This is a genomic window from Janthinobacterium sp. BJB446, from assembly GCF_002735655.1.
In the GTDB taxonomy this organism is placed as follows: domain Bacteria; phylum Pseudomonadota; class Gammaproteobacteria; order Burkholderiales; family Burkholderiaceae_D; genus Janthinobacterium; species Janthinobacterium lividum.
Window position 1 is genome coordinate 1790858 of sequence record NZ_PDZK01000001.1, and the last position, 13003, is coordinate 1803860.

Genomic DNA, 13003 nt, shown 5'->3' on the forward strand with positions numbered 1-13003 from the left:
ATGAAAAAAACCGTACTCTGCAGCGCTTTGCTGGCTGCCTTCTGCATCATGGGTACGGCACAGGCCGCGCCTGCCCAAGCTGTCCCCTCCTTCACGCAGGAAGCGGAAGAACTGGCCCGCCTGCCCGGCGGCGGCTGGCTGCTGCTCGACAAGCACGGCTTGCGCCTGTTCAACGCAGGCGGCCAGGAGCAGGACCGCATCGCCGTGCGCGCCAAGCAGCTCGACACGCGCAGCGATGGCAACAAGGTGCTGGCCGTGTTCCTGGAAGCGGACACGCAGCGCCCGCTTCTCGTATCCGTCGATGTGCTGGCCGGCAAGCTGGTCAAGCTGGCGCCGTTCCCCATCCCGACGTTTTCCGTGGAAGCATCGTGCCTGTACCGCGACGCCCAGCAGCTAGCCCATCTGTTCTTGATCGGCAAGGATGGGCAAGCGGAACAGTGGGTGATGCAGGGCGAACAGCGCAGCCTGGTGCGTAAACTGGCCTTGCCGCCGCACGCGAAACATTGCCGCGCCGACGATGGCGCCCAGCGCCTGCTGGTGAGCGAGGCCAACATGGGCGTCTGGTCCTATGACGCCGAGTCAGAAGGCATGGGCAAGCGCGAAGTGGTCGCCCTGCGCAAGCCGTACGGCCAGCTGGACGGCGGCGCCGGGGCGCTGGCCGTGCTACCGGGCGGCGTGGCAGTACTCGACGGCAAGGCGGAAAAGCTGCACCTGTTCGCCCATCAGGGAAGTCAATGGACGGCCATGTCACCGCAAGCCGTCGCCTTGAACGTGCGCAAGGGCGACAGCCAGCTGGCACTCAATGGAAATTCGTTGATGTTACGCGGCAAGAATGGTTGGCAGGCGCGGCCCTTGAAATGGGCTGGCAAAGCGGAAACGCGGCCTGCCGTGGCCATCATCGCCCCGCAAGCGCAGACGGAACCGATGGCGCGCCAAGGCGACGCGGCCGACGATCCGGCCATCTGGCTGTCCAGCAATCCCGCCGACGCACGCATCCTCGGCACCAACAAGAAACAGGGTTTATTGGTCTACGACCTGCAAGGCAAGCAGACGCAGCTGCTGGAAGTGGGTCGCCTGAACAACGTCGACGTGCGGCAGAACATCAGTCTTGGCGGCAGCAAGGTCGACCTGGCCGTGGCCACCCAGCGCGACGACAACAGCATGATGCTGTTCACCATCAATGCCAGCGGCGACGTAACGGAAGCGGGCCGTTTTCCTACCGGTCTGAAAAGCATCTACGGCATGTGTTTGTACCAGCCGGCCAGCGGCGGCGTGCAAGCGTTCATCAACGACAAGGACGGCACTTTCCAGCAGTACAGCATCGGCCTGGAAAGCAACAAGTTCAGCGCTACCCTCTTGCGCAGCTTCAAGGTTGCCACCCAACCGGAAGGCTGCGTGGCCGACGACGCCAACGCCCGCCTCTTCCTGGGCGAGGAAACGCGCGGCATCTGGACCACCTCGGCCGACGCCGCCAAGCCGGACGCCCTCACTATGGTCTTGCCGGTGGGCGCGAACCTGACGGCCGACGTGGAAGGCATGGCCATCTACCGCCAGCCTGGCGCCAAGGCCAATACGGGCTACCTGATCGTTTCCAGCCAGGGCGACAGCAGCTATGTGGTGCTCGACGCGCACGCCCCCTACAAGGTGCGCGGGCGCTTCAAGGTGGGCTTCAACTTGCCCGCGGGCATAGACGGCACCTCGGAAACGGACGGCCTCGACGTCACCTCCGCCAACCTGGGCGGCGCGTACGCGCAAGGCATGCTGGTGATCCAGGACGGCTACAAGCGCTTGCCGGACGGACCGCAGAACTTCAAGTATGTGGCGTGGGGGGATGTGGCGAAGGCCTTGAAGCTGGAATAATCAGGCGGGGCCGACCCGGCCGGGGGAATACGCCCTAATGGGGCGCATTCCGTTCCCGAGAAGCCCGGCCCCGATACTATCTGCGCGGCATATCGATATGAAATGGCAGGCGCTTGCCGCACAAGTCCACCATGCCCGACACGGCTAGTCGATCCGCCGACAATTCAAGGATGTTGACGGCCGACAAGTCACCGTACTCCATCATATAGATACCCGATTCCTCTGCCTCGGGATGCATATCCAGCATCCCGATCGCCAGCGCTCCTCCCTGCCCCTCCGGTATGCGCAAGCCATGCAGGAAAAAAGCCGGCGGATACAACGCCCACGACCATTCGGCATCCTCCGGCTCGGTCAAGCGCATAAACACCTCATCGTCGCCATGGATATCGATATTCAGCTCCAGCATGCCGCTGCCATGAGCTTCCAGACTAATGTTTGATTTCGCTACATCCACTTCAAAATTGGTGTTGCCGATACTAAAAACAGTCATTCAATACTTCTCCTGAGTTACAAGCAAATAGACGGTGCGATAAACAGCAAGAAATGCAGGATTGCCGTGTCTTCACCATATTAATTTAACTATTATCAATGCGCACAGCAATGACATTAAACTTTACCACCTTTAATAATGCCAATGAATGCAAGAAAGGTCCGTTTATCCGCAAAACAGATAAAACTTGTAATGTCCGCTTGCGCCCCAAAGCGGCCCTCCAATTCGAAAATTGATGCTCTGTTTTGATGACAAGTGCTAACTAAGAATTTTGTTTTCCAAACCCGAAATGCATGAGTATGCCTAGCTCAAAGGCATGGAAAATCGCAGGCAAAGTGAGATTGCTTTGAACAAGCCATTTTTCTGTAGTTACAATAATTGGTCCAATGACGTTTCTGGTGCAACTTGACATAGGGAAATGTCATAGGACCTAGACATTTCACGAGCATTCGGAAATGGCTCAGCGCCAAGAGCACTTAGCGCTAATTTAAAGAAAAACACCTTGAAAATAGTCCAATTAATTAATCGAACTCCTCGTCGAGCATCTCCCACCCGATCTTTCCTACAGTCTGCAATAGCGCGCGAAGTTCAATATCCAGCACGTTAAAACGAGGATCCTTAGGACCAATTACTGAGATAATTGCTTCTATGATATCGCGACGCAGTACTTGACCTGCCGGAATATTCTTTGCTCGGAGTTGTTCCCAAAGCGCATTTGCATTGAACGGTTTATCATCGGCCAGTTCCCATTTGCATCGAAGTGCGAGTAGTGAATCTCTTTGAACAGAACTGAACCGCGCCTCCGCCTCCCGGATATGTAAGGCTGCGCCGTCTAAGTCACCCGTTGCTATTTCGCATTTGATCCGTTGAGATAACATGGCGAACGGCGGTCTATTTGTTGAATCAATTGCCTTATTTGCAAGTTCGTTCGCCTTTTGTCGATCTCCAAATCGGAACTCGACAGTCGAACATCTGTGGAGGAAGAATCCCTTTTTGTCGACTTCCTCCAAATCTACAAGGGCCTTGCGGGCGCCCGCCTCATCTCCTTCAGCGACTGCAATAGTCACAAGAAGATCGACAATGTATCGGTTCTTTCTGTCATTGCTATTCTGTGCAGAAAAAAGGTGTTCCTTCGCTTTTTGAAGGTCACCCGAATGAAAGTAGCAACTTGCGAGTTCACGATTGATTGCTACTCCTCGTCTCCCTCGTTTTACAGCATCCTCGTAGTGACGAATTGCCTCGGGCAGATTTGACTGAAGCCGATTACTAAAACCCATAAGGAAATAGTATTCTTTCAATGCCCCCAGATCGCGGACCTTTTGTGCTTCCCCAGTAGCCTCGTCGAAACGACCGAGCTGTGCGTACGACCTTGCCATGAAACTAAGTGCATCTACATTTTGCGGCCGCAATAGCAATGCTTGGTTCCCTATTTCCAGCGCACGATCAAATTCACGTTGATGATAAAAATCCTCTGTTAATCGTACCAAGTCGGATGGAAAACTTATCTCGTCGTCGCTCCCTTTCAACTGCGCCAAGTTTCGAGCGCGGAATAGCCCACGCAAGACAGCTAACCCGCCACGATGTACTCCGAACTCGGAAACATAATTTTGTAACGCTTTGGCAACTCGCTGATGAGGAGTTTTCCAACGATCAAAAAGGTGTTGTGCTGATTCTATTAGTGGTTCAGAAACCCGATAAAAACCATCTTCATCAACTTCCAGGATGGATGAATGAATTAACGATCCGAGGCATTTCGCAAGAACCTCTGCATTCAATCCTGTCGCCTGACCAATTACTGCGAGAGGAAGTGGACTGTAAAACGCCAGAACTTCGAGAGTATTAGCTATGGAATCGTCAGAGTTTACTCCATTTAAAGCGGAGGCCAGAACGCGAGATCTGAAATCGATCATCGGTCTTGGTTCGCTGAGCAAGAGATCTAAACCAGATTTCTTTGCCAATTCACCTGCGTAATAAGCAGCAGGCGGGTAACCGCGCACAAACTCAGCCAATCTCTTTATTTGATGACCTTCAAATTTGACGTCGCGCTCACTTAATATTTTTACCAAGAGACGTTCAATGTCATCGTTAGACAGCGCCTTGACCTGTTCGTGAATAACCCCGTCATAAATTACTCCTGGCCCCTCAAGACCAGACGGAAGCCGTCGTAATACCAAGCCAATGTATAAACCTTTTTCTTTTGATATAACCTCCAAAATTGCGCTACATACTTTGGAAATGTTACCATCTTCATTGACTAGGCCACCTGAATCAACCAAAGTCAAGAAAGAACGTTCGCTACCTCTAGTTAGGTAGGTGTTCAACCGTTTAAATAGAAGGTCAACGGACTCCGAGCGTATAACTTCACCAATTGACTTCAGCTGGGCACCGTCAGCCCAAAATTCCTTTTCTGCAGCCAATTTGTAAAGAAGATCTTGAAGTTCGTCACCACTTTCAACCTCTATTGCATAAAAATTTTTGTATTGAAGATAGTTGCGTGCGATGTCTTCCAATAACGTCCTGCGGCCTATCCCTGGCAAACCAATTACAGCTATCGCTCGTGGCAAGTTGCCGGAAATTGGATTAAGTGCCTTGCTAACGCGATCTCTCTCGGAATTTCGTCCGAAGAAGTACACGGACCTCATCGCGCCCAACCGTTTATCTAACGCCTTTCCGATTTCACGAGCCACTACCTTTGGTGACTCGGCTTTGACTACCAAGCCCTTACTTAGCCATGGTGGCAAGTCGGTATGGGCGACATCTTCCAATAGAAAAACAAGGGCATCTTCAAGAAGGCCACTAATCTTCTTATCTTCTGCAATATCAATTTCATATGATACCCAGTCAGATTTTAAAGCGGCCCGACTGGCAAAAAGAACGAAAGTCTCTGCATTCTTCAGACACCGGGAAATTTCTGCCTTGAAGCTTTGCCCTAGATCGAATTCGTGTTTATCCAACAGGTAGTGCTGCCGACCCAGCTCTTTTCCTACTTCTTCGACAAAGGGCTTGTCCGTGGAGGAATGCGAAAGGAATGCTTTCATGTTGGCCTTAGATGTTTTGTTAAATTGATTATATCCACAAGACTTTCACCCATCTACCAATTTGTGACTGTCTCTCCTCGGTTTATCCGGACTCGAAAGGAGCGGTTGCACGTCAAGGACTATGGTGCTCGAAAATCGTCGGAAAGCGAGGTACTCCTAATTTATAACTTCACGGCTGGTACGTGAAAAATATTTCTTGCTGCGGCCGCTTCTGGCTGGAGTCAGTAGTTAGTCATCAACTGGCGTAACCAACAACATCTTTAAGCTTACTTGTTTGTGTGTCCCGAACGTCCGGTAGTGGCCGTTTGCCGATGTTCATGTGCTACAGCTTCCGCCCCGAAGCGGTCGTAGAACCACCGAAGTTGGCGGATCAATGAAGTCAAAGCCCAGCGTCTTGGATATCGTTGATCAACAATGCGAGATCGGGTTTGTCGCCGTACATGTCGAGTTCACGAGTGGCAATCAATCCCATGGAAAGCGGCCCTGGCTTTATTGCCAACGGATTTTCCATCCAGACTCGGCAATGAACTGAGACACGCCACTCAAAGTCTCCACCCATGAATCAAAAGCACGATTTGAATGTGGACCACCATCGCCGTCCCACCATTCAAAGATGAAATAGCCTCCTGTCTTTTTCGCGTCATACTCCACTCGAACCTGATGAGTTGGATGCTCAGAATTTATGATAGTACCTGTTGTATTTATCTTTACCATACCTATCTCTATTCGACGCGGTTGCATTATCTTTCGTCCGTCCGCTCATGGCCGGTTGCCGTCGTTGGCAGGTATCGCCCCGAAGCGGTTATTGCTACAGCATCGCGCGGGACTTTAAAAAATGAAATGCATTTCGATTATTCAGATGAAGACATTTCTGCAACACAGCCCATGTTTTGTTCGTAATCACGTTGCGACGCGCAGATTTTCGTTCATTTCACCATTTTGATGGAGAACGACTTTAACCACGGTATTGGTCGTATCGCGCACGAACTCCATGTGGACTAGTGTGTTTTTTATAAAAAATCCGTTGTTTGAATGGGGATGCACAGGGGTGACGTCGCCCCCGGTGCGAAGCATCAATAACTGGTCAGCATCACGCCAGAAAGTGCGTTGCTCAGTGGCATTCACGGTATAAACGCCGGCGTAGGCGTCGAGCAAGCTGGCGTCCAGATTGATCTCCTTGAAATCTTGGATCGGCTTGTCGATCGCAATCGCAGCAATTTTATGTGCGACATACTCTGGATCTACGATGCCGAAGTCAGCGTTGCTCAGAACTGCTATGAATAGCTGATCTTTCGGCAAACGCAGCCCAAAGGTCTGGAAGCCGTTGATAGCACCACCGTGCGCGAACATCGGTCGTTGCTGCAGCGTTCCGATCTCCCATCCATAGCCGTACGCGCAGGAGCTGCCGTCCACCAACCTGTAGGGTGTAAATGCCTTCGTCCAATTCAATGCGCTGATGAGCTTACCGCTAGCGACCGCATTCTCCCAACGCGCCAAGTCGTCCACGTTCGAGACCAGCGCACCAGCTGCATATGCCTGGCTGATGCTCATCAGATCACATGGGACGAAACTGTTATCGCAATATGTGTGTCCCGCCGCTGCTCGCTGCAGGCTCAGTTCATGGCCTTCGTAGTAGGTGCAATTCATACCGAGGGGTACAAATATGTGTTGTTCTACAAACTTTGCGTAAGACAGCCCCGAAATTTTTTCGATGAGCGCTCCTAGCAAGAAATATCCCGAATTGTTGTAGTTGAAAGCGGTACCCGGCGCGAATTCTAGCGGGTCATTTTTGAAACTGTCGATCACCTCGGTCACCGTAAGCTCGGTGGCAATGTTGGCGTCATAATCCTTCTTGCCCGTATAGCTGACGATGCCCGAAGTATGGGTCAAAAGGTGCTCGACTGTGATCTGACTACCTTGTGCAGGGTAGTCCGGAAAAAAATCTCCTACTTTGTCAGCGAGGGACAATTTTCCTTGTTCGATGAGCATCAAAATGGATACCGCAGTGAATTGCTTGCTAATTGAACCAAGGCGCATCGTTGTTTCGGGCGTCATCATCTCCGGCTTCGCGATACTGGCCATGCCATAAGCTTGGCGGAACATCGTCCTGCCCTCCAGCATGACGATAACAGTGGCGCCTGGCTCATTGGCCTTGTAGAAAGAGGCAATAGTGGCATCGATCAAAGCGGCAAAACCGTTATCGGGGGCGACTGGAGAATTGGCCGTGGCAAGCGTGGGCATTTTATTCATTTTTTCTGTCGTGCTGGACGTATGTACTGATGCAGTTTTCACGCACCATCGGCATTACGCGGTGATCTTCCGTGAGCATGGCATTCAATGCTGCCCTGGGCCGATCTCGGTCGTTTGCGAAGGACCGCTATTGGCCGATTGCCGACTCTTTGAGTCGAAATTCCGATTAGCATTGGTATCGGTCTTTGATGTGCTCATTGTAGTAAATACCCTTGGAGTAGGCACACATGAACGCAGCATGCACATTTGGAGGTACTCAGCAAAAATCATAACTATGCCCCTGCTGGAATTGGATACGCATGCGAGCTGCTTGCTCGTCGTAACCAATTGCAACAATGGCGCTGGAATTTACCCGGACCATTTGCATGGCAGCTCCCGAAAGTGTTAAGACTCAAAATGGTAAAGGCTGTTCGATTAGGAGCGGCGACTTCTGACCATTCGTAAACAATTCCGCAACTGTAGCGTATTTTGCAACATGATATAGAAAAAGAAGCCGCGATGCACCAGTCATGTCAGCAACTACCTCGTTAAATCTCCTCGGCTTACCAATCTGCCAGCGACTGCCAGCCTCAGGCATATTAGAATACCGTCCCATGACCTCCCCCGCCTCGACCTCCGCCCTTCCCGACAGCATCTTGCTCCCTTCCCTGGCCGTACTGGGAGGGCAAATTTCCGTCAATCTGGGGGCGGCGATTGCGAAGAATCTGTTTCCTGTCATCGGGGTCGAGGGGATTACGGCGTACCGGGTGGGGTTTTCTGCGCTGATCCTGCTGGCGATCTTCCGGCCGTGGCGCTACCGGCTGACGCGCAAGGATGTGCTGAACTTGCTGGTCTATGGTTCCGTGCTGGGGTTGATGAATTTGCTGATTTACCGGGCGTTTGCGCTGATACCGATCGGCATCGCCGTCGCCATCGAGGTGACGGGACCGTTGGCAGTAGCCATGCTGTCGTCGCGCCGGCCGCGCGATTTGCTGGCGGTGGCGTGCGCCGTGTTTGGCTTGTATTTACTGTTACCGCTGCAAGGCAGTCCGGGCAGTCTGGACCCCGTCGGCGTGGCGTATGCGCTGGGAGCGGCGCTGTGCTGGGCGCTGTATATCATCTTCGGCAAGCGCGCCTCTACCTTGCAAGGCGGACAAGCCGTAGCCTGGGGCATGACGGTGGCGGCCATGGTGACGGTGCCCATCGGCGTCGCGTATTCGGGCACGGCCTTGCTGGCGCCATCGATTGCCTTGATGGGCCTGGCCATTGCGATGCTGTCCAGCGCCCTGCCGTACTCTCTGGAAATCTTTGCCCTTCGCCGTTTGCCGCAAGGGGTGTTCGGCATGTTCAGCAGCGCGGCACCCGCCGTCAGCGCGCTGGCTGCCATGGCCGTACTGGGAGAGCTGCTGAGCCTGACCCAGTGGCTGGCCATCGCCTGCATCGTGTTTGCGTCGGCCATGGCGGCGCTCGGCGCACAGGGCAGCAAGCGCTAGCGCCATTCAGGCCATCCCGTATCGATTCCTGCGCGCTTCCTGCAGCTATTCCTGCGCTGCTGCTTGGCATCGCTGCGCCGTTGACGGACAGGTTTTGATGCCCGCCTGTAAAATACGTCATTGCTTGCCATATCGTGCACTTCCGCCTCACCGATGACCTATCCATTTCTTTTTCGCTGGTTCTCCCCTCTCGCCGCCGCAGCCGTGCTGCTGGCGCCAGTCGCCGTCGCACAGGCGGCCGCTCCTGCCGCACTCACGGGCAACGCCGAAGCGGGCAAGGCCGCGTTTCGCAAGTGCGCCTCTTGCCACCAGGTGGGGCCATCGGCGCGCGGCGGCTTCGGCCCCAAGCTGACGGGCGTGATCGGCCGCAAGGCCGGCTCCACCACCGACTATAAATACTCGGCGGCCATGAAAAACACGAATATCGTCTGGACCGAGCAAAACCTGGCTGGCTTCCTGAAAGCACCGAGCGACTTCATTCCTGGCAACAACATGCGCTTCTGGGGCATCGGCAACGCGCAGCAAGTGGCCGATCTGCTCGCCTATCTGCGCACGCAATAAGCACATGCAATAACGTCAGCGTCCAAACTGGCCGAGCGCCAGCCTGTACGCAGGCTGGCACATGCACGCGCACAAGGCGGCATCAGGCCCGTGACGCCAGATCAAATTCCCGGCGCTTGCAGCACACCCTTGCGCTTCTTGTGCGCCGCCTCATAGTCGCGCAGACGACTCTAGGGCTTGGCCGGCAGCTTGCGCACGCACAGATAGATGGAATACAGCGCCGCCAGCCCCACCAGCACGTACACGCCGCGCGACGCCGTCGACATGGCACCGAGGATGCGGGCCACGATATCGATATCGAACAAGCCCACCAGCGCCCAGTTCAAGCCACCCACGATCAGCAGGATCATCGAGATCCAGTCCACCACGTTCAGGCGCTTGGCCGTCATTTCCTCCTTTGCCGCTCCGTCCGATCCTGCCTGGATATTCGCCATGTCAGCCTCCTGTGAAGATAAGAAGAAAGACCCGCCGCCGGGTCCGTGCAAGGAACAGTGTAGGCGCGGCACCGCCATGTGCCAGTCGGACGATGCCGGGTATCGAGGTAGGATGCGTCTGCAATACGGCGGGTGATTTTATCTGGCAACATGCCATGCCGCTGTTACTAAACAGACAGTGACTAATTCCAATATGGAAATATTTATAGATTACTTAGTACCGCGCTGCTACACTCATTTCACCCCGGCAACTTCAGGGGACAAGCGCCGCGTCATGCCGCAGGCATGGGAACCGGCCACCATGGGACAACAGCTGAGGGGACATGAATATTTCAAACATACGTATCGGTGTGCGCCTGACCACAGGCTTTTTGCTCACTTCGCTGTTACTGGCCGTGGTGGTGGTCATCAGCACGTGGCAGCTGTCGGCGGTAAGCGGGGAAATCGATAGCAGCGTGAACAAGCGCTATGCGCGCATCGCGCAATTGCAGGCCACGCGCAACAGCACGCAGGAACAGCCTGCCCTGCGCGAGCTCGACCAGCAGATCGCCACGCAATCGGTGCAGATGCGCACGGTGGCCGAAGCGGCCATGGCCCGCGCGCACGATACCAGCGTGCTGATCATTGCGCTGGGCCTGGTCGGCGGCGTGTTGAGCCTGGCGACGGCCTGGTTCATCAGCAGCGGCATCGTGCGGCCCTTGCGGCATGCCGTCAAAGTGGCGCGCAAGGTGGCTGGCGGCGACTTGAGCGAGCATATCCGCGTCGATTCCCGCGATGAAGTGGGGCAACTGCTGCAGGCCCTGAAAGACATGAATGCCAGCTTGATCACGATCGTGGGCGAGGTGCGCGGCGGCACGCACGAGATCGCGGGCGCCTCGGGAGAGATTGCCGCCGGCAACCTGGACTTGTCGCAGCGTACCCAAGCGCAAGCCAGTTCGCTGGAGCGCACGGCCGCCTCGATGGACGAGCTGACTGGCACCGTCAAGCAAAATGCCGATAACGCACGGCAAGCCAATCAGCTGGCGCAATCGGCCGCCGCTGTGGCAGGCAAAGGGGGGACGGTCGTGGCGCAAGTGGTCGATACCATGAGCTCGATCAACGCTTCCTCGAAAAAGATCGTTGACATCATCGGCGTCATCGACGCCATCGCCTTCCAGACGAATATCCTGGCCCTGAATGCCGCCGTGGAAGCGGCGCGGGCCGGAGAACAGGGGCGCGGTTTTGCCGTCGTGGCCGCTGAAGTGCGCACCCTGGCCCAGCGTTCTGCCGGCGCGGCAAAAGAAATCAAGCAACTGATCGGCGACTCCGTCGAGCGGGTCGACGCTGGCGCCCGCCTGGTCGACACGGCCGGCGCCACCATGCGCGAGATCGTGGCCAGCGTGCACCGCGTCACGGACATCATGGGCGAGATCAGCATGGCCAGCGGCGAGCAATTGTCCGGCATCGAACAAGTCAATGCCGCCATCGTGCAGATGGAACAGGTGACGCAGCAAAATGCGGCCCTGGTGGAGCAGGCATCGACGGCGGCGGCCAGCATGCAGCAGCGCGCCACGCTACTGTCAGGCACGGTGGGCATCTTCAAGCTGAGCCGTGACCAGGTACCTGCCCAGGCCGCGCACGGCATCAGCCTGGTAGCCGGACAGGCTGCGCACGCCATTTCCACGCCGGCAAACCACCCTGCCGCAAGCGTTAGAGCGCGGCTGAAAGCCTGAGTTCCCCCGTCATCGCAGCGCCGCCATAGAATCGCTATAGCTGCTTGTACATGATGGTGGTGGCGTCCAGCCGGTCGCCGGCCGGCGCCAGCGCATAGCCGGGGATGCTGCCGGCCACCACATAGCCGAGCGACAAGTACAGCGGTTCCGCGTGGTCGCTGCTGCGCGTGTCCAGGGTCAGCAGGCTGCGCGGCAAGAGGCGCGCCTGTTCTTCCAGCGCCTGCATCAGCTGGCGCGCAAGGCCGCGCCGGCGGAAAGCGGGCGCGACCAGCAGCTTGCGCACTTCGGCCCGGTGTGCCTGGTTCGGATTGGTATCCCAGTCCAGCTGCACGGCGCCCGCCACCTGCCCGTCCACCTCGGCCACCAGCAGCAGGCGCACGCCGCGCGTGACGGCCGGCAAGACGTTATCCGTCCAGAACGCCTGGCTGGCCGCCGTGTCGAAGGGCAAGATAAAACCGATACTGGCGCCGTCGTGCACGCAGTTTTGCAGCAAGGCCCCCAGTTCCGGCAAGCGGTCACGTATATCGGTGGATGAAAAATGGCGTAGCGATACGGACATGGTGGCCTCAGACAAGAAAGAGAAAATAGCGGGCGCCGCTGTCCGGCAGCGTCGTGACCGCGCTGGGGCCATGCAGCTGGTAGCGCAGGCAGTCGCCGGCCAGCAAGTCGTGGGAGCGGCCGTCGACGGTCACGTTCAGCTTGCCTTGCTGCAGCAACAGATGGTGTTCCATGCCGGGCCGGGGCGAGGCCGCGTAGGCGATCGTCACGCCAGCACCCAGCTCGCATTCGAGCGCTTCGCCAGCCAGCGCGCGCGACGGGGGCGAAACGGAGCGGCGGATAAAGCCCGTGTCCGGGTCGCTCCACACGCTTTGCTCGGCCCGCCGCAGCAGGGGTGGAAAGTCGTCTTCCACCATGCGTAGCAGGCGCGACATGGCCAAGCCATATGCGGCGCACAGCTTGCCCAGCACGCTCGTGGTCGGGCTGACCTCGCCATTTTCCAGGCGTGACAGGGTGGCGCGGCTGACCTGGCTGGCACTGGCCAGCTGGTCCAGCGACCAGCCCCGCTCCACACGCAACTGCTTTAAACGTGCCGCCAGCCGCTGTTCCGTATCGCTTTCTACGAATGTTGAATTTTCCATATATGGGAATTTATTCCCAATATGGAAAACAGTCAAGCTGTTTGCCT

General features: G+C 56.1%; 10 protein-coding genes and 1 pseudogene. 4 read left to right on the plus strand and 7 right to left on the minus strand.

Translation table 11 applies throughout. From position 1 onward, the window contains the following. On the plus strand, positions 1 to 1860 hold the full coding sequence (locus tag CSQ92_RS07940; protein ID WP_099394621.1) for a phytase: 1860 nt from the start codon (positions 1 to 3) through the stop codon (positions 1858 to 1860). 76 nt (positions 1861 to 1936) lie between these two features. On the opposite strand, the gene CSQ92_RS07945 is transcribed toward CSQ92_RS07940, so the two are convergent. The 4 genes and pseudogenes from CSQ92_RS07945 to CSQ92_RS29325 all read right to left on the minus strand — a co-directional run bounded on the left by CSQ92_RS07945 (position 1937) and on the right by CSQ92_RS29325 (position 8005). Continuing rightward, a complete protein-coding gene (locus tag CSQ92_RS07945) occupies positions 1937 to 2350 on the minus strand; it encodes a hypothetical protein (protein WP_099393779.1) in 414 nt (137 codons plus the stop codon). Between the two features lie 521 nt (positions 2351 to 2871). Further along, positions 2872 to 5388, minus strand: coding sequence for a toll/interleukin-1 receptor domain-containing protein (locus tag CSQ92_RS07950; protein ID WP_099393780.1), 2517 nt, complete (start codon positions 5386 to 5388; stop codon positions 2872 to 2874). A 900-nt stretch (positions 5389 to 6288) separates the two neighbouring features. Beyond that, on the minus strand, positions 6289 to 7638 hold the full coding sequence (locus CSQ92_RS07955) for a serine hydrolase domain-containing protein (RefSeq protein WP_257219155.1): 1350 nt from the start codon (positions 7636 to 7638) through the stop codon (positions 6289 to 6291). Positions 7639 to 7804: 166 nt separating this feature from the next. After that, a pseudogene (locus CSQ92_RS29325) lies at positions 7805 to 8005 on the minus strand (KTSC domain-containing protein). Positions 8006 to 8231: 226 nt separating this feature from the next. On the opposite strand from CSQ92_RS29325, the gene CSQ92_RS07965 reads away from it, so the two are divergent. Both CSQ92_RS07965 and CSQ92_RS07970 read left to right on the plus strand, forming a co-directional pair. Next, entirely contained in the window at positions 8232 to 9110 is an 879-nt protein-coding gene (locus CSQ92_RS07965) for an EamA family transporter (RefSeq protein WP_180276965.1), read from the plus strand. 153 nt (positions 9111 to 9263) lie between these two features. Further along, the gene (locus tag CSQ92_RS07970) at positions 9264 to 9671 is read left to right on the plus strand and encodes a c-type cytochrome (RefSeq protein WP_099393782.1); all 408 of its coding nucleotides are present in this window, start codon (positions 9264 to 9266) and stop codon (positions 9669 to 9671) included. Positions 9672 to 9841: 170 nt separating this feature from the next. On the opposite strand, the gene CSQ92_RS07975 is transcribed toward CSQ92_RS07970, so the two are convergent. Next, entirely contained in the window at positions 9842 to 10105 is a 264-nt protein-coding gene (locus tag CSQ92_RS07975; RefSeq protein WP_080753630.1) for a DUF378 domain-containing protein, read from the minus strand. Positions 10106 to 10428: 323 nt separating this feature from the next. On the opposite strand from CSQ92_RS07975, the gene CSQ92_RS07980 reads away from it, so the two are divergent. Further along, positions 10429 to 11817, plus strand: a complete 1389-nt coding sequence (locus CSQ92_RS07980; protein ID WP_099393783.1) for a methyl-accepting chemotaxis protein — start codon at positions 10429 to 10431, stop codon at positions 11815 to 11817. Between the two features lie 34 nt (positions 11818 to 11851). Here CSQ92_RS07980 and CSQ92_RS07985 read toward each other — a convergent pair whose 3' ends face one another. Next, positions 11852 to 12376 carry a GNAT family N-acetyltransferase gene (locus CSQ92_RS07985; protein ID WP_099393784.1) on the minus strand — a complete coding sequence of 175 codons (525 nt, stop codon included), beginning with the start codon at positions 12374 to 12376 and terminating at the stop codon, positions 11852 to 11854. A gap of 7 nt (positions 12377 to 12383) precedes the next feature. After that, positions 12384 to 12956, minus strand: a complete 573-nt coding sequence (locus tag CSQ92_RS07990; RefSeq protein WP_099393785.1) for a helix-turn-helix domain-containing protein — start codon at positions 12954 to 12956, stop codon at positions 12384 to 12386. Positions 12957 to 13003: the final 47 nt, after the last annotated feature.